Origin of the sequence: Photobacterium kasasachensis (assembly GCF_050336885.1) — a bacterium.
Classification (GTDB): domain Bacteria; phylum Pseudomonadota; class Gammaproteobacteria; order Enterobacterales; family Vibrionaceae; genus Photobacterium; species Photobacterium kasasachensis.
Genome location: NZ_JAKJSH010000005.1, coordinates 368447 through 392640 on the forward strand (window position 1 = coordinate 368447; position 24194 = coordinate 392640).

Here is a 24194-nt window from a genome sequence, read left to right on the forward strand (position 1 = left end):
CAGAGCTGGCAGGTGGTTATGGTGTTATCAGATATCCAGTACGAGTTTGTCGGTAACAGCGCGGGAAACGCAAGGGCACATCAAGTGTTGCTCGTTTCTTTCATCGGCTGAAAGTGCTGAGTCGCGATGGTCGGGACGTCCTTGGATCACTTTGACAGCACAGGACTTACAGTTTCCCGCCTTACAACTATGCGGGATATTTACTCCTTCAGACTGAATGGCATCCAGGATAGTCTGATCAGCCCTCACTTGAATTGCCACACCAGATCGCGCTAGTTCAATGTGGACTGGTTTTGCATCGCTAGGCTTTTCGGCGCTAAAGCGCTCGAAGCGAAGTCGGTCTTCATTGATGCCAACGTCTTGGGCCGTAGCCAGTACTTCGTCAATAAGCCGGGTAGGGCCACACACATAGAAAGCGGCATTTTCAGGTACAGATTTTAGAATCGTCAGAATATCTAGGTGTTCACCGGCAGCCGAGCTGTAGAGGGTTATTTTCTGTGCAAACTCTTTTTGCAGGCGGTCTCTGTAAGGCATATCGGCGAAGCTGCGACCGGCGTAATGAAGCTGCATTGATATTCCACGGGTAACAAGAGCTTGTGCCATCGCCTTTATCGGCGTGATCCCGATACCGCCTGCGATCAATACCGCCGGGCGGTTATCTTGGTGAAGCTTAAAGTAATTCGCAGGTTGTGGCGTACGAATTGTCATGCCAATCTGATAGCTATTATGTACGGCCTTGGAGCCTCCGGTTCCATCGTCTTCTCTTAGAACGGCTATTTCGTAGGCGTCCCGACGGGCAGGGTTGGAGGCGATAGAATAATGCCGTGTTTCGACATCGCCCGATTCCAACATAATGGGTATTTCAAGGTGGGCACCTGCTTCTACTGCGGGTAATTCACTGCCATTTGGCGCGCGTAGTTCAAAGGCGCGAACACGGGAGGTGAGCTGGCGAATACCACTGACGACCAGTTCTAGTTCCCCGGTACCAAGTACATTGGTCATGGGCTTCACCATCGAGCTAGCCGCTTCTTTTAACTGCCGGTTTTCATCAATCAGTGGGGCAAGCAAGTTGTCAATGTCCGCCTCTGTATAGCGTGGGGTGATATGTTGCGGGCAGTTCCAGTCGAAGGCTTCGACGGTAATGATAAAACCACGCTCGATCCGGGCACGGTAATGTTCATCTTCGAGTAGGGCAAGCAAATCGTGCTCATCGTGTCCGATCACACGGACCCGGCCGAACATTTTCAGACGCGTACGGTTTGGGTAATCCATAAAAAACAGTGAGACACGATCATCGTTGATGAAGTTGCCTGTACTGATAAATTGCCGATTACCGGAATAGTCGGCGAAGCCAATGGTCCGGGCATCCAGTACTTTTATAAACCCTATTGGTCCGCCCCTGTGCTGCACGTATGGCCAGCCAGTTTCACCCACGCTGGCCATGTAAAAGCTATCTCGGGCATGGATAAAAGTCGTTTCCCGTTCGCTAAGAAGGTGATTGTGATCCGGGCTTTGATCCATCGCTGAATAGCCATCTCTACTACCATTGGCCGTTTGAATATCTCGCACATTACGGGTAAAAGCGATTTCTGCATATTTATGTCCCATGGTGTTATCCTCGCTAGATTTACTTGCGGAGTTGAATCGCGCCGCTACATTGGCGAGTCACGGCGAGAGTGGGATCAGGACGCCTGACGGAGTGAGACTTTTGGAAAGTCGATATCGACCCGACTGGCTTTACCCAGAATATTGGTCAGTATGTTCATGCCGACATGGGTGATAATTTCCACTATATCGGACTCGCTGTAACCGGCATTTCGCACAGCCTGCAACTCGGCAGTGGTGACCTCACCATTGTGTTCGGCCAGTGCCTTGGCAAATTTTACGGCTGCTGCCGCTTTTGCATCTTGGCTGGAGCCAGCACGATTAACTTCGATCTCAGCGCTATTGAGTCCCGCTTTGAGGCCGATAGCTGAGTGGGCCGAAACACAGTACTGACACTCGTTTTGCTGGGCGATGGCAAGAGCAATTCGCTCCCGGGTTTGTGCGTCCAGGCTGCCCTCTCCGGCAATACCGTGTAAACCGAGGAAGGCGCGCAGTGCAGCGGGTGAGTTGGCGAACACTTTCAGAAAGTTGGGTACCATCCCGAGCTGTTCCTGGATAGCGTCCAATAGCGCAATTTGCTCATTGCTGGCGTGGTTACGTTCGATTGCGGTAATACGATTCATCATTGTTTCCTCATGTTGAAAGATGCTTGTTGTGTTTGCCTTGCTGTGTTGCGTCAGAGGCGAGTGGGCATCGAATAAGGTAACTATGGTTGATTTCGTTAAATTAAAGAATATCCTCTAAAGACAATTGATTATTTCATTTAGTGGAATTATGTATGGATCGCTTTCATCAGATGCAGGTGTTTCAGGCTGTCGCCGAGGAAGAGGGGTTTGCCGCGGCAGCCCGGCGGCTGCAAATGTCCCCGCCAGCGGTTACTCGTACCGTAGCAGCCCTGGAAGAGCGGCTGGGCGTTAAACTGCTGAACCGAACTACGCGTTATGTCCGTACTACCGAGGCGGGGGAGCGCTACCTAGAAGATGCTCGGCGATTATTGGCTGAGGTTGAAGCGGCTGATGAAGCCGCGGCCGGAATAAATGCAGAGCCAAGAGGGCACCTTGCGGTAACGGCACCGGTCCTGTTTGGCCGAATGTTTGTCATGCCAGGCATTGTTGAATACCTTCAGCGTTATCCGGAGATGAAAGTGGATGCCACATTCCTTGATCGGGTTGTCAGTCTGGTTGAGGAAGGACTGGATGTTGGTGTTCGTATTGGTGAGCTGCCAGATTCAAGTATGCGCGCGCTGAGAGTCGGCACTGTTCGTATGGTGGTGGTGGCATCGCCAGATTATCTTGAACGACATGGTGAGCCGGAGATTCCGAGTGAACTTCAACATCACGCTGTTATCGCGTCCAGTGCGGGTAATTTTGCAATAGGTTGGCGATTTACATCTCCAAGAGGAGAGCAGTCGATCAGGCTACAGCCGCGCCTCACTGTGACGACTAATGATGCCGCGATAGAAGCTGCCGTACAAGGATTGGGAATCACCCGTGTTCTGTCCTATCAGGTGGCAAGCCATATAGCTGACGGAAGCCTGAAAGTATTGCTTTCTGAGCATGAATTGAAGCCGCGCCCTGTACATATAGTGCACAGGGAAGGGCGCTATGCTTCCGTTAAAGTGAGATCCTTTATTGATATGCTGGCGCAGCGGTTAAGAAGTGATGCGGCACTAAGCTCAAAGTGTTGATACACTCCACGTTACTAGCGTGAAGTTACTGATAGTTATCTATGAATCATTAACCTTGTTGCAAAGATATTATTTGGTAAGGGACTCTTGTTTCTACCTGGTTACACCTTCGCTGTAGCGTGCTTCGAGCACGTTGTACATATCAGAGACTGGAAAAATAAATGGTACAAAAATTTTATGTTGTATGGGTGGGGCGGGAAACCGGGGTGTTTACAAGCTGGGACTACACCAAGAAGCTCGTAGATAAATACCCACAGGCCAAATACAAGTCATTTAAGACGCGGGAAGAAGCGGAAAATGCCTTCAGTTCCGGTGTGGCTTCCCATAAATCTAAACGGTCACCAGGTACTAATAAAAAGGTTACAAAGGAACCGACTAAGAAGCAGACTGTAGCCACAATTGTTAAACCGGAAATGTCGGACTTCGATATTAGTATCTACAGTGACGGGGCTTGTGATCCAAACCCCGGAGAAGCGGGATCAGGTGTTGCCGTATACAGCGACAACCGCCTTATAGAGCTTTGGTACGGTCTGTATAATCCTAACGGCACCAATAACAGCGCTGAGCTCAATGCGCTCTATCAGGCTCTGCTTATTGCCAAAGAAAATGTTGCCAAAGGGAAGTCTGTGCAGGTATTGAGTGATTCTGTTTATTCGATTAACTGTATCTCGGTGTGGGCCCATAGTTGGAAGAAAAAAGGTTGGCAGCGCAAAGAGCCGGGTGATATCAAAAATCTGGAAATTATTCAGGCTTCCCATGAGCTGTATCTTTCTCTCAAGGATGTGATAACCCTGTCCCATGTAAAAGGCCATGCCGGTATTGAGGGCAACGAGCTTGCCGATCGTATGTCTGTACTGGCTGTAGACCGACGGGATACTGACTTTTGCCGCTATAGGGAGCCGCTGGATATTGAGGCGATACTTGCGCTAAGAGCGGGCTGATTAACCTGTACTACTTTGTAAAACGGACACGCAAGAACTTTATTATAATTCGATAATTGCTGATTACTAATGTGCATTGGGATCTATGGAGGGAATCATGGCAGACAAACAATATCGAATCCAAGTGATGACACCAGAGCAGCTGGACCTTGCCATCGAGTGGGCGGCGCAGGAGGGATGGAACCCTGGCTTACATGATGCCGACTCGTTTCGAAATGCAGATCTGAATGGTTTTCTTGTCGGTTTACTAGACGGAGAGCCCATAGCTTCGATATCCGTTGTTAAATACGGCGATTCGTTTGGCTTTCTTGGTTTTTACATTGTTAAGCCCGAGTATCGCGGCCAAGGCTACGGACTGCAGATATGGAAAGCGGGCCTTGAATACCTGGCGGGGCGAAATATCGGGCTTGATGGGGTTGAGGATCAACAGGGCAACTATAAAAAGTCTGGTTTTAAATTGGCATACGGTAATATTCGCTATGAAGGGCAGGGAGGAGGAAATGCGCCAGCAGTCGAAGGGCTGGTCGATCTCTCGGATCTCCCGTTTGAACGTATTGATGCCTACGATCAATCGTTTTTTCCTGCAGAGCGAACGGAATTTTTGAAGCATTGGATCAAGCAGGAAGGATCCTACGCCATCGGGGTTGAACGTGATGGGCAATTAGCAGGCTACGGCGTGATCCGTCCTTGTCGCTCTGGTTATAAGGTTGGCCCGCTTCTGGCCGAGGATACAGAATTGGCGGAGGAGCTGTTTCTTGCTCTTAAGGCCAAGGCAAAACCCTCCGACTTGGTTTATCTCGATGTACCCGAACTCAATAAAAACGCTGTTGCACTCGCCGAGAAATATACGATGACACCGGTGTTCAAAACGGCTCGTATGTATACCAAGGAATTTCCAGATTTACCGCTGGATCGAATCTTCGGGGTGACGACGTTTGAGCTTGGTTGATTCTTTAGCCAAACTCTGTGTGTGAATAAAGGCAAACACAGTATGTTTGCCTTTGTTAACAAGAGAGAATGACAGGTTCAGGGAGTGAATAGTGATTACTGATTTTGTGCTTTAGGGTTACCAATGATTCCAGCCATAATAAAGTCTGTAATGATAGTAATCAGGTGCTCGCTTGGTTGAGCCATCATCCAGTCTTTCTCTGCCCAGATCATGTTAACAGAGCCCTGTAGGCTTGTATAAAAACCTATGTATACATCTCTGAATGAACGCTTTGTAATTATCCCTCTATTCATCGCTTCATGTAACATCGGGCCAAACCATTCTTCATAGCGTTTATTCAAGGAGTCCATCACTTCAAACCATGAATGGTCAATGCGCTCTTTAAATGCAGCGCAGTGAACATACTCCACGACATACCGATATTGCTTATGATGTCGGTGGTACTGGAGAGCCCCCTGAATTATGGAGCGCATGTAGCGTAATAAATCATCATCAACGATTTCGTAATCGCTTGTTAAGTGGCTGAACAATCCATTTTCGAATTGCATTGTGAGCCGAAAGAGTATCTCGTCTTTACTGGAAAAATGTTTATAAATTGTTCCTTTGCCAATGTCTGCAGCACGTGCAATTTTCTCTATTGTTACGGACTCCCAGTCCGCCTGAGAGAACAGTTCCAAGGCAACGTCTAAGATTTCACGTTCACGCTGCTCAAATTGACGCCTTTTGCGGTCTGATAAAGCCATAATTATCCAATAAAAACAAATTCCCTGCTCATTATGACTAACAGTCATAAAAAGTCCAAATTGAAAATATTACCAAGTATTTCTTGAGTTTCGTGACCGCTGGTCATATTATCTCAATCGCCCAAGCGTGACTGATGGTCACAATATGACTGGTGGTTTTGATTTTAATAAAAAAGCACAAAGCGAGTTTCATAGGCTACGGATGGCTCTTGAAATGTTGAATGGGTTTTATTTCTTGCTGGTGTTAATGGGTTGATTTTTAGTGTTTGTATTGAGGGTGATATGAGAAGTGAACATAGAGCTGCAGCTGTGGTATTGCTAACCACTATGCTGTTAAGCGGTTGTTATTCAGCAGAAAGTTCGACTAGTTTGGCCCCCGTAGTTCGGCCTGTAAAGCTGTTGACTATACAGAATACAGGTTCAGAGCAGTCTCGAATTTTTCCGGCCAAAATAGAGGCTCATCAACAGGCTGATTTGGCATTCAGAATTAACGGCCAGCTGGTGTCTCTTAATTTAATAGAAGGTCAGCGGGTCAAGAAAGGGCAGTTGCTTGCGCAATTGGACGCGCGAGATGCTAAAAACACGATGCTCAACGCAGAGTCAAACTATGAGCTTGCAGATCTTGACTACAAGCGTAAGCGGGAACTACTGAAAAAGAAACTGATATCTAAGTCGGAATTTGATATTGCAAGTGCGTCTTTTAAGGCATCAAAAGCGTCATTGCAGTCGGCGAAAGATAACCTGCAGTATACCCGAATAGAAGCTCCGTTCTCAGGCGTCATTGCACAAGTGTCATTGGATAACCACCAGATGATACAGGCTGGTCAAACAGTACTCACGCTGCAATCCGAAAAGCAACTGGATGTTACCATTCAGATGCCTGAGTCCATGCTTATTGATATGAACGACAACCAATGGCAGAGCAGTAACCAGCCTAAAGTCAGATTCAGCGGGAGTGCAGCTACCTATCCGGTTACCTATAAAGAACATGCCAGTAAAATCAGTCCAGGAACACAGGCATACCAGGTGACATTTACCTTAAGCCAGCCTGCAGGGCTGAACGTATTGCCAGGGATGAGTGCCGAGCTGCTTCTCAACTCTTCAGAGTCTTCAAATGTTATTGCGGTTATACCGGTAGCGGCGGTGGTGAATGATGACGATAGTGGCGAGACACTCGTTTGGTCTTATGACACTGAACTCGAAAAGCTTGAACGCCGCATGGTAACACTCGGTCGAGTGAAGAGTGATGGTGTCGAAATCCTGTCAGGCCTGAAGCATGGCGACAAGGTTGTTATCGCAGGTAGTAGTCAGTTAACTGAGAACTCGGAAGTGAAGCCTCTCCGGTGGCAGAGAGGTGTGTAATGAACATTGCTCAATACAGCATTAAAAATAAAGTTATCAGCTGGATGTTTATCCTGCTGATGCTGATTGGTGGCAGCATTTCGTTTACCGGGTTAGGGCAATTAGAGTTTCCGGAATTCACGATTAAACAGGCCCTGATAATAACGACCTATCCAGGAGCATCGCCTGAACAGGTGGAAGAAGAAGTCACCTTGCCGTTGGAAGATGCACTGCAGCAAATGTCTCAGATCAAGCACGTGACATCGACCAATAGTGCCGGACTGTCTCAGATTGAGGTCGAAATGCTGGATAAGTATGATTCGGCTGTTCTGCCTCAGATCTGGGACGAAATGCGAAGAAAGGTCAACGACACGACCGGACAACTGCCGACCGGTGTGGAAGCACCAATAATTATCGATGACTTTTCAGATGTTTTTGGAATTCTGATTAACATTACCGGTAATGACTACAGTTACCGGGAGCTTGAGAATTATGCGGACTTTTTGCGTCGTGAGTTAGTGCTGGTCGATGGCGTCAAGAAAGTCTCTGTTATTGGGGCACCGCAAGAGCAGGTTGTGGTCGAACTAAGCCAGCAAAAACTGACTGCGCTTGGGCTAGATCAAGCGGTTATTTATAGCCAGATTCAGAATATGAATGTCGTTTCCAATGCCGGCAAAATCTTCGGAGAGAATAATCGTATCCGTATTCACCCGACGGGGGAGTTTGCCAGTGTTAGTGAGATGAAGCAGCTTTTGATCAGCCCGCCAGGCAGTTCTGATTTGGTGTATTTGGGCGATATTGCCGATGTGTACAAGACGTTGTCAGATACGCCTTCGGTGATTTATCACAACAATGGTAGCAAGGCATTGTCTTTGGGGATCTCCTTTCGTTCAGGGATTAATGTCGTTGATGTGTCTGCAAGTCTTCGCGCCAAAATAGCAGAGCTTGAAACAGAGCAGCCTGTTGGAATTGAGCTGAACACCATTTATGACCAGGGTGCCGTGGTTGAGGAGTCTGTTTCCGGCTTTATCATCAATCTTGTTGAGTCTGTTGCTATCGTTATCGTTGTGCTGCTGATCTTCATGGGAATGAAATCTGGTTTGCTTATTGGGACAGTATTGCTTCTGACGATACTAGGCACCTTCATTGTCATGTACATCTTCGGAATTCAACTTCAGTTAATCTCATTAGGTGCATTGATTATTGCGCTGGGGATGTTGGTCGATAACGCAATCGTCGTTACTGAGGGGATCCTGATTGGCCTCCAGAAAGGCCAAACTCGCTATGAAGCGGCAGGGCAAGTTGTTAAACAGTCGCAATGGCCGCTGCTCGGAGCAACCGTTATTGCCATTCTTGCGTTTGCACCGATTGGGCTGTCTGAAGATATGACAGGTGAGTTTTGTCGGACGCTTTTTTGGGTACTGCTTATTTCATTATTTATAAGCTGGATCACGGCAGTCACGATAACCCCGTTCTTGTGTAATGTGCTGTTCAAAGATGGCAGTGTTGCTGAAGGTGATGATCAGGAACTGTATCAAGGCTGGTTCTTCTCTCTGTTCAAGGCGATTTTGTCTTTTGCGCTTCGATTTAGAGTGCTAACTATCACAACTGTAGTGGCAATGCTGGTGGCTGCTGTAGTCGGTCTTGGACATGTTAAGAATGTATTTTTTCCGCCATCGAATACGCCGATATTTTTTGCCGATGTCTGGTTGCCGGAAGGAACGGATATCATCAGCACAGAGAAGTTTATTAGTCAGATTGAAAATGAGTTACTGCAGTATCAGGCTGAAAAAAATGTGGGGCTGAAGAATGTGACGGCGGTTATCGGTCAGGGAGCACAGCGCTTTGTATTGCCTTATACGCCAGAGAAAGCTTATGAAGCTTATGCCCAGCTGATAATTGAAATGGATGATTTGGAGTCGTTACAAGCCGGTTCGATAAAATTGGCAGATTACCTCACCGAAACTTACCCTGAAGCGCAGTTTGGTATTAAGTTACTGGAAAATGGCCCAAACCCTCCGGCCAAGATTGAAGCTATGTTTTATGGCGATGATCCTGAGGTTTTACGCCAGCTAGCGGCGAAAACAGAAGCGATAATGCATCAAGAGCCTAGCATTGAGAATATTCGTCATAGCTGGAGAAATCAGTCTCTCATTGTTCGCCCTCAGTTTAACCTAGCTAACGCAACGGAGCTTGGCATCAGTAAAAGCGATTTGGACAATGCATTACTGGTTAACTTTAGCGGCAAGCCGGTCGGCATCTATCGTGAGAAAAGCCATTTGTTGCCTATTGTTGCCAGGGCACCGGAAAGCGAACGTCTAGATGCAGACAGTTTATATAAACTCCAGGTCTGGAGTAATAAGACTGGTATGTTTGTGCCTGTAACCCAAGTGGTCGACGACTTTGTTACCTCTTGGGAAAATCCGATTATTATGCGCCGTGACCGGAAGCGTATATTGACCGTGATGGCGAACCCGTCACTTAAAGCGGGTATGACAACAGATGAAGTGCTGAACCTTATTAAAAGCGACGTTGAAGCAATTCCACTACCGCCAGGTTATGAGCTTGAGTGGGGTGGGGAATATAAAACATCGAATGAAGCTCAGGGCAATGTTTTACAATCCTTACCGATGGGATATTTGGCCATGTTTTTGATAACAGTGTTGCTATTTAACTCCGTTCGTCAGCCACTGGTTATCTGGTTCACGGTTCCATTATCACTGATAGGTATTTCGTTTGGCTTGCTGGTATTGGATGCACCGCTAAGCTTTATGGCGATGTTGGGGATGCTCAGTCTGAGCGGTATGGTGATTAAGAATGGTATTGTGCTGGTTGATCAGATTAATGCCGAGCTGGCTGGTGGCAAGCTGCCGTTTGATGCAGTATTTGACTCAACAGTAAGCCGTGTCAGGCCGGTATGTATGGCTGCAATCACCACTGTGCTGGGGATGCTCCCTTTATTGTTTGATGCCTTCTTTGTTTCGATGGCGGTAACCATTATCTTTGGTTTGTTGTTTGCGACTGTCTTTACGTTAGTCATATTGCCCGTCATTTATACGCTTATGTTCCGTATTCCGATTAAACAACAGAAAGAAGAGCAACCGTTTAGGATTCAAACTGCGTAACATGAGGTCAGGCGAAAATAATACTTCGCCTGACCTTCTCTATGATTGATAGGGAATTATATTCATGCAACATGAAAATAAGATAAGCCTTGGTTATATTATGGGTTGCATTAAGAGCTTCATTGCAGAGTTTGCCGTACTTTGCATTACAGTAATGGTATCCATTATTTTCGGATACTATATTTTGCCCGAGTTGTTTGATTTTTTAATGTCGTTGCACAATTAGCTAACCCAAGGGGCTTTTGGTTGTACATAATGACTGGCCAACTCCTGTTGTGAGGTAGTCCTCAGTGTTCCCTGAAAGGTGCTACCTTAGAATAAACCCGCCTGTGTTAGGTGGGTTTATTCTTGTCTTCAAGTGCTAGGAGGTGAAGGTATGAAAGCGCTTTGCTGGAAACGATGGGTGGGTCTAAAGGCATCACTGGCGGCTGTCCTGATTTTGGGGAGTATGCCGCAGGCGTTTGCTGATACAACAGATGCGCGATGCGACATTCATCTGCCGGGTTCGGATAAACCTTCGGCACAGTACCTGTGTGTCTTTTCTCAGCGTCAGGGTTATATCACTATCGAGCGTGATGACGGCGTTTACTATGATTTTACACCTGTCGGAGATACACCCGGAAATTATAAAGATAGCAGGGGCTACCCGGTGTACAAACAATCAGGGCTAGGGCAGAAAGGGCTGATTTTTAAGCTGCAGGAAGAATCTGTTTACGTGTATTGGGATACCTCAGAGTTAGAGTAAAGCCGCCGCTAGGCTGAGAGCCAGCGACGGCAATTATCAATAGTCAGTTCTTGCTTATTCTATTTGTCCACGTATTTCGCCTGGAGGATTGGCCGGGGTATGGACATTGATATAGTGTCCGCCACTGAGCAGCGTCTCGGCAGTGTCGTCATCAAGTTCAGTGTCCTCAGGCGTTGACCAGACGGCAACATCATCGGGATCCTGAACCAGGCCTACGACGACATCACCGTTCTCACCAATTGGCCCTTCATGAACATGAGCGGCTTCAGCATCATCTACGCCGGAAGTCACAACGTTAACCTGAAGTATGTTGGTTTCGCTATTGAAGGTAGCGTAACCCGTACCGAAGGCTTCAGTTTCTACCGGTGGGACTTCCTGAGAACCGTCCAGTGGGAAGATGAACAAGGTGAAGTCCGCCGTCAGAATCTGTCCGCGAATTTCGCCCGGAGGGTTGGCTGGAGTATGGACGTTGACATAATGACCGCCACTGAGCAGCTGCTCAATGACATCACTGCTTAATGTCGTACCTTCAGATGTTGTCCATTTGCCCGGATCCTCTGCGTCTTGCTCAAGAGCGGTTACCACATCACCGTTTTGGCCCGCAAACCCTTCGTGTAAGTGGGCGGCAACAGCATCTTCAGCACCGGTTGTAATTACCTTGAGGTCGACTTCTTCGGTTGCACTGTTGTAGGTAAGGTAACCATTACCGCTGGCTTCGGATTCGACCGGAGGCACTTCTTGGCCACCATCCAGTGAGAAGGTAATGAGGGTGAAATCGCTGCTGAGGATCTGGCCGCGAATTTCTCCTGGTGGGTTGGCAGGTGTGTGAACGTTGACGTAATGTCCGCCGCTAACCAGTCGTTGAAGTGTCTCATCGTCCAATATCGACTCGTCAGGGGTTGTCCATACGCCAGGTGAGTCACCCTGAACTAGCTCAATGACAACATCTCCATTTTCGCCAACGAAACCTTCGTGAACATGTGCTGCTGTGGCATCTTCGGCATTTTCGGTGACTACCGTTAATTCAACTTCGTTGGTATCAGTATTTACTGTGGCATAGCCTGTACCCGATGCTTCGGAATCAACAGGAGGTACCTCCTGTGAACCGTCGAGGCTGAAGGTGACAATAACGATGATATTGCTATCGACTATCTGTCCCCTGACTTCACCTGAAGGATTATCGAGAGTGTGAACATTGATATACCACTGGCCGGCTAATAGCTCGTCAGATTGCTCCTGGGTGATTTCAGTCGCTTCGACGGACATTGTACCGTCGCCGTTATCGATAAATTCAAACGCAACAGGGCCGTTTTCGCCAATACCGCCTTGGTGAATATGAGCAGCCTGTACGTTTTCTACCATGCTGATATCGAGTTCAGCGCTGAGGGTGTAGGTTTGTTCTGGATCCGGTTCAGGCTCAGGATCTGGGGGAGTACCATCATCCTTATCTTTATGGCCGTAGTCAGAGTCGTCGTTATAGTTTGTGTCATCGTAGTCTTGTGAGTCGTTGTCACCATAGTGTTTGTTGGTGTCGCCATCAAGGTCGAGGTCCAGATCAAGATCCAGATCCAAATCTAGGTCAAGATCTAAATCGAGATCATTGTCTTTTCCATCGCCGCCATCACCATCATCGCCGCTGCTTATTAATAAAGTCACTGTGGCTGTCGCCTGTGACTCCGTATTAACAGGCGGGACTTCCTGATCGCCAGAAAGGGCTACATCAAATGTAAGCTCTTCTTCCTGACAACCGAGTAGAGAAAATAAAGCCAACATGCCTGCTAGGCAGAGTCTTTTACTCATGGGTTGCTCCTATACGGTATTAATACCAACAGGAGTGTAGCCAGAGAGAGGATTCTCAGTTTTGATTCTCGGTCTTAGTGGTGAGGCGAAGATCTTGAGGGCGAGGAATTTTCTAAAAGTCGAGTGGAAAGACAGATGGTTACCGTTTGGGCGAGGGGCTATATTTTTTCATTAACCTTTTACTATTAATTAGTCACTCATGCTGCAGCTTTGATTAATTATGGTTTTTTGGTGTTTATTTGTGGAATATTTCAGTTGAATACAGCAAGAAGGTAAAAGCCTCCGGGGTGGAGGCTTTCAATGATTACTTTTTAGATTTCGCATTGTCCAGAATTTCTTTGATGCGTTTGTTCGATACACGCTTGGCCATAATTAAACTCCTTTTCAAAGATTACAACATTAATAAAACATCAATAAAGAACCTGAGATTTGGTGTGACGATGTCACCTGTCGGTTCCAACTTCGGGGAGAATACACTCCCTAGATCCGAATGTTCCCAAAGGCTTAGATTCAATATACCGAAATGACAGGGGATCGGAATCCTTAATGTTGTCACTTAGGCTGATATGAAACTTGTCAAGTAACCTAGGGGTACGAAAGATTATATGCAATCAGATGATTTTGATTGTGATTATTGCTCTATTGACATCTGAATGCAGCGGTAAGGCCTTTTTTATCTTTGTTTTTGAGTGCTTCATACTTATTGCGAAAATGTGACTCAGTTAGAACTTTTAGAATTGGCTTTCACATGACATCCAGAATTCTCCTCTTCTCTGTGTTCTGCCTTTTACCACCATAACGCTCACAGGGTATACCTTGCCCTCATGATTGACCGAGAAAAGCGTATTCAAAACAACAGTTTTATCAATATGGGCATAGGAATATCCGCAGAGAGGGTGAAGTCCATCGCATGACAGGAAAAAACAACTATAAACTCTGGGTATATCATATGAGTCATATTGCATGTTTTTTGTTGTATCTATATCTTGAACTCACTTTATAAATCAGTGGTATAGCTAGGTGAAAAGAAAGCGGATATGGACATCCAACATATAAAAGCGGTGAGCAGGCCAGAGACACTTTTTTACCCGTTGTCAGTATTGATGAACGCTGAACGAGATGACAAATGTAGTGTTGCCTTCGGCTCCGATTCCTTTGTTTGCTGGTCTCAGTTTAAAGCTGACGTAGAAGCGTTAACCCAGGAATTAGTGGCGAGTCCGCAAGAAAAATGGGCTCTTTGTTTTGATGATAGTTACCATTTTGCTGTTGCCTTTATAGCAGCAGCTTATGCCAAGAAGCACATAATCTTACCGGGCAATCACCAGGAAGACGCATTGGCTGAGTTGGCCATTCATTTTGATGTCTTGCTTCATGACAGGTTTGAATTGTGTAAGTTCATTGGTCAGCAAGTGTTGATGCCTTCGATAATTAACGCTGACGCTACCCATACCCCTGAGCTGGGCTTAGTCTCAAAGACAAAGCCAACAAACGAGGGTTTCGATTATTCCTCTTCTCCCGACACTTTCCCGCCTCTTTCTGAATTACCCTTGGATAAGGTCGCCATTACCTTGTTTACCTCCGGCTCGAGTGGACAGCCTAAAGCAGTTACCAAAACGCTCGAGTGTGTGAATGCCGAGATCGTAGAGCTTGAGAAAACCTGGGGCGATCTGATCAGCAATTCAATAGTGGTCAGCACGGTCTCTCACCAGCATATCTATGGTTTGCTTTTTCGTGTTCTATGGCCGCTTTGTGCTGGTCGTCCGTTTGGGCGGGAGGACTTGAGTTATCCGGAGCAGGTGATGGCACAGGCAACCGCGAATACGGTTTTGATCACCAGTCCAGCTTTGCTTAAGCGCCTGTTTGATGAACAAACCACCCGCCCATACCGCGCCGTATTCTCTTCCGGCGGGCCGCTGAGTGAAGCGGCTGCCAGGCAAAGCCATGCTTTATTTGGTCAACTTCCGATTGAAGTGTTTGGTAGCACGGAGACTGGCGGAATTGCGTATCGTCAGCAGCATCAGGCGAGCACGTCATGGACTGTTTTTGATGTCATTAATGTAGCTCTTAACGCCGATGGCTGCCTGCGTGTCTGTTCGCCTTTTATCGACCCGGATAATTGGTATCAGACCAGTGATCAGTGCCAACTAATGGGTGAGCGCCACTTTGCCCTAAATGGTCGCTCGGATCGGGTTGTAAAGGTGGAAGAAAAGCGGATCTCCCTGACTGAAGTTGAGCGCCGCCTGTGCCAGTTACGTTGGGTTGAAGAAGCGGCTGTTTTGCCGGTGGACGGCTCCAGACGAGTGGTGCTTGCTGCTGTGATCACTCTGACTTCTGAAGGGCAGCAGCATATTCAGGCCATAGGCAAAGGGAAGTTCTGGCTCGATGTGCGACAGCAGTTAAGACGTTGGCTGGAACCTGTCGGGATCCCCCGCCGGTTTCGGGAGGTCGAAGAGATCCCGCTCAATAGCCAGGGGAAACGTCTGGTCCGGGATCTGGAAAAGTTTTTCAAATAACTCATGAGCACAGTCACAGTGAATAAACGCAAGCCGACCGTTATCGATACCCAGCTTACGAACAGCAGTGCCCTTCTTCGGCTCAAGGTGGATGCCGATATCGTTGATTTTCAGGGGCACTTTCCTTCCTACCCGTTATTGCCCGGTGTCACCCAAATTGACTGGGCGATCTACTACGGTAAGACCTTATTAAAAACGCCTTCCGAGTTTGGTGGTATGGAAGCTATTAAATTTCAGGAACCCATTAGGCCAGACTCGATAGTCGAGCTGTCGCTGAACTGGCTCGCGGAAAAAGGGAAGTTGCAGTTCAGTTTTTATTCTGTCACCGACAGAGCTGAAGAGCGTGTAACTCACTCTTCGGGAAAAATTAGGCTGGAAGCAGCGCAATAACCGTTTTGATGTATTTGTTGTAAGGAAGAAAACGATGGGCACCATTTCAATGCAGAGCCCGGCACTGAGTGCAGAAGTCACCTTAGTGACCTCTTTCAACGATGCCGATCCGATGGGGATTGTCTACCACGGTAACTACTTTCGTTTCTTTGAGGAAGCTCGCCGGGTGTTAATGGAAAAGCTTCAATATGGTTACCGCGAGATGAAGGTATCCGGCTATACCTGGCCGGTGATCGATGCACAGATCAAGTACATCAGGGCGATCCCCTTTAATCACGAAATCCGCGTGATAGCAACTTTGGTGGAGTGGGAGAACCGACTGCGGGTTAACTATGTGATCCAAGATGCCAAGACTGGCGAGCGGATGAGCCGGGCACATACCGTGCAGGTGGCCGTGGGTGTTGATGACGATGAAATGCGACTGGCTTCACCCCGCGTGTTCACCGACAAGGTCGAGGCGTTGAGCGCCCACGTCTAATGATTCATTGAGAGCCTTGAATACAAGCGTTGTCGATATAATAAGCGAAGGATAGCAATGACTACGAAAATAGCGAAGTACACCTCTACACCGGTTTATATTCACGGGTGTGGATTTAATTCAGCGTTGGGTGATAATCATCAGGATATTCACCAGCGGCTTCGGGATGGAACACACCCCCAATTGCAGCCGGTCTCCAATTTGCTAAATAGCGGGGCAGATACCGTGATTGGTAAAGTGGCCGGTGAACTTCCCGAGATCCCCGAAAATCTTCAAATCTATAATGCTTATAATAATAGGTTGGCACTGTCTGCCTTGCTGCAAATTGCCGATCCGATTCAGCAGGCAATTAATAAATACGGCCGTGATCGCGTTGCCGTCATCGCCGGTACCAGCACCTCTGGAACGTCTGATACTGAAATCGCGCTCACAGAGAACTTAGAGTCTGGCCAATTGCCGGAGCACTTTGATTACAGTGTGCATGAAGCGAATAACCTCGGTGAGTTTATCGCGGCCTATTTTGACCTGAGCGGACCTGTATATACGATTTCGACAGCGTGCTCATCGAGCGGACGGGTGTTTATCTCTGCCAAGCGGTTGCTCAAGGCTGGTATGGTGGATGCGGTGATAGTTGGTGGCTGTGACTCATTGTGCCAGTTCACGCTAAACGGCTTCAGTGGTCTGGAGGCCATGTCCGATACATTCTGCAACCCGTTCAGTGAAAACCGCAAGGGAATAAACCTTGGTGAGGCGGCCGCGTTTATGCTGTTGTCACTGGCGACAGAAGACTCCGAGCATACAAAAAACGTCCCGCCGATTGCGTTGCTGGGAGCTGGAGACAGCTCCGATGCCCACCATATCTCAGCTCCGCATCCAGAAGGTAATGGTGCCGAGGAAGCAATGCGCAAGGCGCTTGATGATGCCGGCCTGAAGCCTGAGAGCATTGGCTACATCAATGCCCATGGAACATCGACGCCGCTCAATGATGCCATGGAATCCAAGGCGATTCACCGTGTATTCGGCGCCAATACCCCCGTCAGCTCAACTAAACCGCTTACCGGGCATACGTTGGGGGCGGCGAGTGCGGTAGAAGCCGCCATTTGCTGGCACGTTCTTCGCTATCAGTTGCCACTGCCGTTTCAGGTGAATGACGGCCAGATAGATCCGTCACTGGCACCGGTGGCATTGGTTAAACCTGGAACACCGTTGGTTGAACCTGCGCTGCTGAGCAATTCGTTTGCCTTCGGCGGAAACAATATCAGTTTAATCTTCGGGTATGCTCATGGCTGAATATCCTCACTTGCATCAGTTGCTGCCTCATGAATCGCCGATGGCACTGGTTGACGAGCTGGTGGATGTTGGCGACAGCCATGTTCATTGCAGGGTGATCGTAGGCGAGCAGAATCTGTTTTTTGATACCGAGAGCCGGGTTATTCCCGGCTTTGTCGGGGTCGAGCTGATGGCGCAGACTGTGGCGGGCTGGTCTGGCTACCATGCGGCTAAGCGGGGAGAAGCATCCCCTGTGGGGTTTCTGCTTGGTTGTCGTCGCTATCAGGCCGAATGCAGTGCTTTTGAAGAACATCAGGTGCTGGATATCTACGCCGAGCAAGTGATGGAAAATAACGGCATGGCTGTGTTTGCCTGTCGTATAGAACATCAGGGGAACTTGCTTGCCAGCAGTCAGTTGAACTTATTTATACCGTCAAAGAAAAAGTTGGAACAAACGATAAAAAAGGACCCTATATGATTCGTCAGGTGCTAGTGACAGGCGCAAGTAAAGGAATTGGACGCGCTATTGCCATCCAGCTTGCTAAAGATGGTTTTACAATAGTTGTCCATTATATGGGTGATCACGCCGGGGCTGAATTAACCCTGGCCGAGATCCGGCAACTTGGTGGGGAAGGGCGGCTGATCCAGTTTGATATCCGAGACCGCCAGCAATGTCGTGACGTTATTGAGGCTGATATTGCTGAATATGGTGCTTATTATGGGGTTGTCAGCAATGCCGGTATATCACGCGATACGGCGTTCCCGGCAATGAGCGAAGATGATTGGGACGGCGTAGTTCATACTAATCTGGATGGTTTTTACAACGTCCTTCACCCCTGTGTAATGCCTATGATTAAGCTGCGCAAGGGAGGGCGGATCGTCACTTTGGCATCGGTCTCCGGCATTATGGGAACCCGCGGCCAGACGAACTACAGTGCGGCCAAGGCCGGGGTGATAGGAGCGTCTAAATCACTGGCACTGGAATTGGCGAAACGCAAAATCACCGTTAACTGTGTGGCACCGGGGCTCATTGATACCGGCATGGTGGAAGAGCATGTCAAAGAGCAGTCTCTACCCATTATTCCGATGCGCCGCATGGGTGAACCAGAGGAAGTCGCGGGGCTGGTGGGCTACCTGATGTCAGACGTTGCTGCGTATGTTACCCGCCAGGTGATATCGGTGAACGGCGGGTTGATATAGCAGTAGCTTGAGTTTTGGCACGGGATAGACAGTAAACCACTTTTTGGGCACGTTTTTTTCGATTTAGAGGTTTATCCCGCTCACTATATTCCTTAAACTTGCATTTAATGTGATTGTATTGCGAGTCGGCAGAGCTTGTCGGCTTGTAATCGCTCTATCTAACAAGCAAGACGTAGGTCTGAGGGATAACAAATGACAAAAGCTAGAATTGGTATTGTGACGGTTAGCGACCGTGCGAGTGCAGGTGTGTACGATGATATTTCGGGCAAGGCAATTATCGAAACATTGAACGACTATCTTGTGTCGGAGTGGGAGCCTGTCTACGAAGTGATCCCTGACGAGCAGGACGTTATCGAAGCGACGCTAATCAAAATGGCCGATGAACTAGACTGTAGTCTGATTGTGACAACAGGCGGTACTGGCCCGGCCAAGCGTGATGTTACTCCTGAGGCAACAGAGGCTGTTTGTGATCGCATGATGCCGGGATTTGGTGAGCTGATGCGTGCCGAGTCGTTGAAGTTTGTACCTACCGCAATTCTGTCGCGTCAGACAGCAGGTCTTCGTGCCGACAGCCTAATTGTTAACCTACCGGGTAAGCCTAAATCTATTCGTGAATGTCTGGATGCCGTTTTCCCTGCTATACCTTACTGTATTGATTTGATGGAAGGCCCTTACCTTGAGTGTAACGAAGAGGTGATGAAGCCTTTCCGTCCTAAAAAGAAGTAATCGTAACTGATATGCTGGTAGCCGTTTGGGTTGCCAGCATTACTCGGAGAGATATCGTGAAGGTTAAAGCACTTATTGTTGCCATGAGCTTATTGGCGATGCCTGCACATGCCAGTTGGGAGAAGCTTAAAGAAACCGCTTCGGACATAGGCAGCAAAGTTAGCGAGAGCTCAAAAAAAGCCTGGGATAGCGTTTCGGAGTTTTCGAAAGAGACATGGGATTCGGTATCAAGCTGGGGCGAGGAGGCGTTTAATACCGCCGGTGAGTGGACTGATGCTTCTATCGAGAAGGGCAAAGAGTGGCTTGAAGCCGGTGAAGCCAAGCTCGATGAGATGCTGGAACCTGAAACCCCCGAAGAAGCACGATTGGCCCTGGATACGATGTCTGATACCGCGCTGGTCCGACTGTTCAATGAGCAACCCTCAGCCAAACTTTTGTTTGATAACGCCTATGGCTATGCCGTTTTTGATTCGCGCAAGTTCTCTCTGATGCTTCATACCAGTCAAGGTGCAGGTGTTGCCGTGAACCGTAAAACCGATCAGCGTACCTACATGAAAATGTTTGGGGCTGGGCTGGCTGCTGGGATTGGCGGAAAGTTTTATCAGCAGGTTATTTTGTTTGAAGATCAGAAAACCTTCGACGGTTTTGTCGACGATGGTTGGGAAGCGACATCCGAAATGGGTGCTGTCGCTGGTACCGAAAGTGCGGAATTAACAGCCAAATACAATGGAGGAATGGCGATCTATCAGATTGATGAAAAGGGACTGTTGCTCGATGCCAATATCTCTGGTTCTAAGTACTGGATAGATACGGATTTGACGACTAAATAAATAGAGGAATACTGTATTCACAATACTCTTACTCCGGTTATATTCGGAAGGGTTTGTTTGTCTATTAATTAAAGAGTGAGATGTGTTTATTATATTTATTTTCGGTTATTTTGCCTTAATTAATAATTACTACTTGTCTCAACAAAACTCTGCAATTTCTCATCCCCACAAAGAATAGTTTTATCATTAAGTGCGGTGGCTCGTAGCTTGGTGAATTGCTTTTGATTTAGTCCTCATTTTCTTTTTAGATAATTCATAGCGCATATCAAACTGATATTTATTCAGGCTTTCTTCAAGGTTTTAGCATGGTATCGCTATCTTATTTTCGTCTCATCTATTCACATGGGTAATAATATGGATGTTAAAAGAAGTTGGGGGCTGATATCAATTCTTCTTGGTGTGCTTTCATTATTGTGGGGAGGCGTGTCACTGGGCGGTATGCTCGGCCAGGAGCAGGTGTTCTCGGATATGAACCAGTTTTTGGCCGCTGGTGGTGGTGATTTGCTTTCCTCATTCAGCGCAGAGCACGCTATTGCAGAAGCCAAAAATAAAAACGTGGTCATTATCTCTACCGGAATTGTGCTGTCTCTGTTTGGCATGCTCATGATGCGAGGTCGGCTCGATAAGTTTTAAGCTCAGCTAATGCCGCTCAGCAACTACACTATTACTCAGATGATCTTAAAGCGAGCGATTATCGAGAGAGATGTGTATGGAAGGGTTTATTCGAGCGCTGCCTAAAATTGAGTTACACCTCCATATTGAAGGCACATTAGAGCCTGAAATGATACTGGAATTGGCAAAGCGGAATCAGGTGTCTATCCCATATCAAACTATTGCAGATGTTCGTGCGGCCTATGCTTTTAGCGATTTGTCAGCATTTTACGCACTGTATAGCTTGGGTGTTTCAGTACTGAATACCGAGCAAGACTTCTATGATCTGACATGGGCGTACTTAGAGCGGTGCAAAGAAGAGCATGTAGTGCATACCGAGATTTCTTTTGATCCCCAGCTTCATACCCGAAGAGGCGTTGCATTTGGAACTGTTGTGAATGGCATTAGTCGCGCCCTGCAAGAAGGACGTTCAACAATGGAGATTACTAGCCGTTTGATTATGTGTTTCCAGCGGGATTTATCGCAAGATGAGGCGTTGGAGACATTGCAGCAAGCGATGCCATATAAAGATAACATCATTGCTGTTGGTTTAGATTCATCAGAGGTGGGAAATCCGCCCGAGAAGTTTGCTCAGGTGTTTGAAAAGGCCAGACAGGCTGGCTTTCTAACCGTTGCACATGCCGGGGAAGATGGCCCTGTTGATAATATCTGGCACGTTTTGGAGCAATTACAAGTTACTAGAATTGACCATGGGGTGCGTTGTACTGATGATGAAAAGCTGGTCGAGCACTTGGTATCAAAGCGTATCCCGTTGACTGTTTGTCCCTTGTCGAATGTCAGACTGGGCGTGTTTTCGGCGATGAACGAACACAATATTGCCGACCTACTTGAAAGGGGCGTATGTGTCACGATCAATTCCGATGATCCGGCTTTCTTCGATGGCTATATGATTGATAATTTCATGGCGGTTGCTAACGAGTTTAAGTTATCTAAAAAGGATATGGCTAACTTTAGCTCTAATGCCATTGAGGCGAGCTTTCTTACATCGGATGAGAAGGCGGCACTCCATGCGCGCTTGCAGCATTATCTGGATCTGAATTTTAGACCGATTATTTAAGACGCCTACCTGTGTTAGGTAGGCGCTATATCAACAGGAGTGCGATGGGGAACGACTTGTTAGCGTTTACCAAGCAATCGTTTTAGACCGTTTTTGATGGCTTCAGCGAAATTAGCCGAAGGGGTATTAGTTTTAGATTCTTTACGCGCAAAATCGATGCCAGTGTAATAGGCTTTCATGAAGCGATTTCGGTAATGTTCTGTCTTTTCCTGCCTTGTTTCGGCCGTTGCATCTTTATTCAGCTTTTCTGCGATTTCCACTGCATGATCATTGGCATAGCTATAATCAATGCCGGTATAACCTTGTGCCATAAACCACAGAGTTGAGATAACAGTAACTTCATCATGGCTCAGCTCGGTAAACTTATCGGCATGTTCGGCCCCGATTTTATCACTGAACATTGCTTTTAGTTCAGCCGTTTTAGGTTCAGTCGCCTGGAAGTTATCGAGTGCTTCTTGGTGCGATTTGGTCAACAGCCCGAGTATCAAATCATGACTGGGTTTGTCTGGCCGATGCTGGCAGATTTTGTCGAATAAAGGAGCACTAATGTTCAGAAACTGATCGAGAAAAGTATGCTCGTGTTCGCTGAAATCCAGCGCGGAAAGCCCCATTTGTTGAAGCGCGTTGTGTAGTTGCGTCATGGTACCCGAGAAAAAGGATATGTCTTGCTGGTAGTATACGCATGTCGAAACATGAAAGGCAGAACCTTTTCAACGATATGGTTATCCTTGAGTTAAGGCCCTGCCGGTAGGAGATTAGGTTATGTGTTTCTCCTGGCCAAAACCTCTTATGCCTCTGAAGGTTTCAGTTCAGTTGTCTCGTTAGTGGTCGCATTTTCTTCTTTTAGCAATTGCTTCTCGTGTATTTTAAAGAAGGGGTAGTAAATTACGACACTGACCGCAACGCACAATACAACAACTATTGCAGCTGTACTTGAGTTGGTGGCAATGACTGCACCAATAGGTGCCGGCATTGTCCAGGGTGGAAGGGCGATGATTTTTGAAATGATCTCTGTTTTAAAAGCTAACCATACAATACTGGTATTCACGATCGGTGAAAGCATCCAGGGAATGAAATAGTTAGGGTTCATTACGATAGGCGTACCAAAAATAACGGGTTCGTTAATATTAAATGAGCTTGGGATAATTGACATCTTGCCAATGGTTTTAAGGTGGGTTGATTTAGAACGCATCATAAGAACAACAAATCCCCATGTACCGCCAGCGCCACCGACAAAGATGAAAAAGTCGAGGATCGGGTTGACGAATATCTTAGGAAGCTCTTCACCAGCGGCTAGCGCGTCTTGATTGAGTCCAAGGTTGATGATTAATATCGGATATAAAATACCACTAACGACAACGGATGAACCATGAATACCACCAAACCATAGCAGTTGAATCATAATGACAGCAAATAGACATGCAATATATGAATCTGAGGCAGAGATAAGTGGGGCAAATAAAGCCATTATTGCCGATGGAATATTTAAATCATAATTACCCAGCACTGCATTGATTGCAGCGACAATAATGCTGATAACGATAACGGGGATCAACAAGTCAAATGATGCAGAAATTTTTGGCGGTACAGCTTCAGGAAGGTTGAGCCTGATATTCTTGGCTTTAAGGAAGCGTTGTAGCTCTGGGACGAACAAGCCGGATAAGATGGCTGTAAACGCACCGGTACCTCCCATATTAGTGATAGGCATTATGCCACCGACATTGTCGATGAACTGCACCGGGGCAACGGCTAGCAAGAAGGTAAACATTGACAGCAAGCCAGAGTTAAGTGCTCTCAGGCCGTAGGATTCAGCCAGGCTGTAGCCAATACTGTATGCGGCATAGATGGCAAAGATACCCATGCTTATTTGGAAAGGAGCCAGGATGTTTTGCTGCCCAATGATGTCTATCAGTGCATGCCAGCCATCCAAAAAGAAGTTACCGTCGCCGGGAGGGTAAGCCAATACCAGCAACAGTGAGCCGACAATCAAGAACGGCATTGTAGCGACAAAACCATCCTTTATGGCGTTGATGTGGCGTTGAGAAGATATCTTTGCCGCCATGGGAGAAACTATTGTTTCTACAAAGTCCATCGTTTTTGAAAAAATAGACATGGTAGGTCCT

22 protein-coding genes are annotated in these 24194 nt (G+C 47.3%); 16 read left to right on the forward strand and 6 right to left on the reverse strand.

The window, feature by feature from the left end; genetic code table 11:
* Window positions 1–27: 27 nt before the first annotated feature.
* Both L4D19_RS06000 and L4D19_RS06005 read right to left on the reverse strand, forming a co-directional pair.
* A complete protein-coding gene (locus L4D19_RS06000) occupies window positions 28–1608 on the reverse strand; it encodes a 2Fe-2S iron-sulfur cluster-binding protein (RefSeq protein WP_428451669.1) in 1581 nt (526 codons plus the stop codon).
* Between the two features lie 74 nt (window positions 1609–1682).
* Window positions 1683–2231, reverse strand: a complete 549-nt coding sequence (locus L4D19_RS06005) for a carboxymuconolactone decarboxylase family protein (protein WP_428451670.1) — start codon at window positions 2229–2231, stop codon at window positions 1683–1685.
* Between the two features lie 152 nt (window positions 2232–2383).
* Here L4D19_RS06005 and L4D19_RS06010 point away from each other — a divergent pair, with 152 nt between their 5' ends.
* The 3 genes from L4D19_RS06010 (at window position 2384) to L4D19_RS06020 (ending at window position 5182) form a co-directional block, all read left to right on the forward strand.
* Window positions 2384–3292, forward strand: coding sequence for a LysR family transcriptional regulator (locus tag L4D19_RS06010; RefSeq protein ID WP_428451671.1), 909 nt, complete (start codon window positions 2384–2386; stop codon window positions 3290–3292).
* 161 nt (window positions 3293–3453) lie between these two features.
* Window positions 3454–4233 (forward strand): ribonuclease H1 domain-containing protein, encoded by a 780-nt coding sequence (locus L4D19_RS06015; RefSeq protein WP_428451672.1) that lies wholly within the window; start codon window positions 3454–3456, stop codon window positions 4231–4233.
* 85 nt (window positions 4234–4318) lie between these two features.
* On the forward strand, window positions 4319–5182 hold the full coding sequence (locus tag L4D19_RS06020; protein WP_428451673.1) for a GNAT family N-acetyltransferase: 864 nt from the start codon (window positions 4319–4321) through the stop codon (window positions 5180–5182).
* 95 nt (window positions 5183–5277) lie between these two features.
* Here L4D19_RS06020 and L4D19_RS06025 read toward each other — a convergent pair whose 3' ends face one another.
* Window positions 5278–5973, reverse strand: a complete 696-nt coding sequence (locus L4D19_RS06025; RefSeq protein ID WP_428451674.1) for a TetR/AcrR family transcriptional regulator — start codon at window positions 5971–5973, stop codon at window positions 5278–5280.
* 234 nt (window positions 5974–6207) lie between these two features.
* On the opposite strand from L4D19_RS06025, the gene L4D19_RS06030 reads away from it, so the two are divergent.
* The 3 genes from L4D19_RS06030 (at window position 6208) to L4D19_RS06040 (ending at window position 11136) form a co-directional block, all read left to right on the forward strand.
* The gene (locus L4D19_RS06030; protein ID WP_428451675.1) at window positions 6208–7287 is read left to right on the forward strand and encodes an efflux RND transporter periplasmic adaptor subunit; all 1080 of its coding nucleotides are present in this window, start codon (window positions 6208–6210) and stop codon (window positions 7285–7287) included.
* Window positions 7287–10391, forward strand: a complete 3105-nt coding sequence (locus L4D19_RS06035; RefSeq protein ID WP_428451676.1) for an efflux RND transporter permease subunit — start codon at window positions 7287–7289, stop codon at window positions 10389–10391. Before L4D19_RS06030 ends, L4D19_RS06035 begins: the two co-directional genes overlap by 1 nt.
* A 376-nt stretch (window positions 10392–10767) precedes the next feature.
* The gene (locus L4D19_RS06040) at window positions 10768–11136 is read left to right on the forward strand and encodes a hypothetical protein (protein WP_428451677.1); all 369 of its coding nucleotides are present in this window, start codon (window positions 10768–10770) and stop codon (window positions 11134–11136) included.
* Between the two features lie 54 nt (window positions 11137–11190).
* Here the strand turns inward: L4D19_RS06040 and L4D19_RS06045 are convergent, their stop codons facing one another.
* Window positions 11191–12936, reverse strand: a complete 1746-nt coding sequence (locus L4D19_RS06045; protein WP_428451678.1) for a CHRD domain-containing protein — start codon at window positions 12934–12936, stop codon at window positions 11191–11193.
* Between the two features lie 1037 nt (window positions 12937–13973).
* On the opposite strand from L4D19_RS06045, the gene L4D19_RS06050 reads away from it, so the two are divergent.
* From L4D19_RS06050 to L4D19_RS06095, 10 genes are all read left to right on the forward strand, one after another.
* On the forward strand, window positions 13974–15449 hold the full coding sequence (locus L4D19_RS06050; protein WP_428451679.1) for an AMP-binding protein: 1476 nt from the start codon (window positions 13974–13976) through the stop codon (window positions 15447–15449).
* 18 nt (window positions 15450–15467) lie between these two features.
* A complete protein-coding gene (locus L4D19_RS06055; RefSeq protein WP_428451680.1) occupies window positions 15468–15839 on the forward strand; it encodes an ApeI family dehydratase in 372 nt (123 codons plus the stop codon).
* 49 nt (window positions 15840–15888) lie between these two features.
* The gene (locus tag L4D19_RS06060) at window positions 15889–16317 is read left to right on the forward strand and encodes an acyl-CoA thioesterase (protein ID WP_428451974.1); all 429 of its coding nucleotides are present in this window, start codon (window positions 15889–15891) and stop codon (window positions 16315–16317) included.
* 57 nt (window positions 16318–16374) lie between these two features.
* Window positions 16375–17607: a beta-ketoacyl-[acyl-carrier-protein] synthase family protein gene (locus L4D19_RS06065; protein WP_428451681.1), complete on the forward strand. Its 1233-nt coding sequence runs from the start codon at window positions 16375–16377 to the stop codon at window positions 17605–17607.
* On the forward strand, window positions 17600–18064 hold the full coding sequence (locus L4D19_RS06070) for a hotdog family protein (RefSeq protein WP_428451682.1): 465 nt from the start codon (window positions 17600–17602) through the stop codon (window positions 18062–18064). Before L4D19_RS06065 ends, L4D19_RS06070 begins: the two co-directional genes overlap by 8 nt.
* Window positions 18061–18786, forward strand: a complete 726-nt coding sequence (locus L4D19_RS06075) for a 3-ketoacyl-ACP reductase FabG2 (protein WP_428451683.1) — start codon at window positions 18061–18063, stop codon at window positions 18784–18786. Before L4D19_RS06070 ends, L4D19_RS06075 begins: the two co-directional genes overlap by 4 nt.
* Before the next feature lie 192 nt (window positions 18787–18978).
* Window positions 18979–19512 carry a molybdopterin adenylyltransferase gene (gene mog / locus L4D19_RS06080; RefSeq protein WP_075765793.1) on the forward strand — a complete coding sequence of 178 codons (534 nt, stop codon included), beginning with the start codon at window positions 18979–18981 and terminating at the stop codon, window positions 19510–19512.
* Between the two features lie 53 nt (window positions 19513–19565).
* Window positions 19566–20342: a beta cell expansion factor BefA gene (gene befA, locus L4D19_RS06085; protein WP_428451975.1), complete on the forward strand. Its 777-nt coding sequence runs from the start codon at window positions 19566–19568 to the stop codon at window positions 20340–20342.
* Window positions 20343–20696: 354 nt separating this feature from the next.
* Window positions 20697–20975, forward strand: a complete 279-nt coding sequence (locus tag L4D19_RS06090; protein WP_428451684.1) for a molybdenum cofactor biosynthesis protein — start codon at window positions 20697–20699, stop codon at window positions 20973–20975.
* Between the two features lie 76 nt (window positions 20976–21051).
* Window positions 21052–22071, forward strand: coding sequence for an adenosine deaminase (locus tag L4D19_RS06095; RefSeq protein ID WP_428451685.1), 1020 nt, complete (start codon window positions 21052–21054; stop codon window positions 22069–22071).
* A 59-nt stretch (window positions 22072–22130) separates the two neighbouring features.
* Here L4D19_RS06095 and L4D19_RS06100 read toward each other — a convergent pair whose 3' ends face one another.
* Together L4D19_RS06100 and L4D19_RS06105 are read right to left on the reverse strand one after the other, a co-directional pair.
* Window positions 22131–22712, reverse strand: coding sequence for a hypothetical protein (locus L4D19_RS06100; protein ID WP_428451686.1), 582 nt, complete (start codon window positions 22710–22712; stop codon window positions 22131–22133).
* A 146-nt stretch (window positions 22713–22858) separates the two neighbouring features.
* On the reverse strand, window positions 22859–24184 hold the full coding sequence (locus L4D19_RS06105; RefSeq protein ID WP_428451687.1) for a PTS sugar transporter subunit IIC: 1326 nt from the start codon (window positions 24182–24184) through the stop codon (window positions 22859–22861).
* Between the last annotated feature and the right edge of the window lie 10 nt (window positions 24185–24194).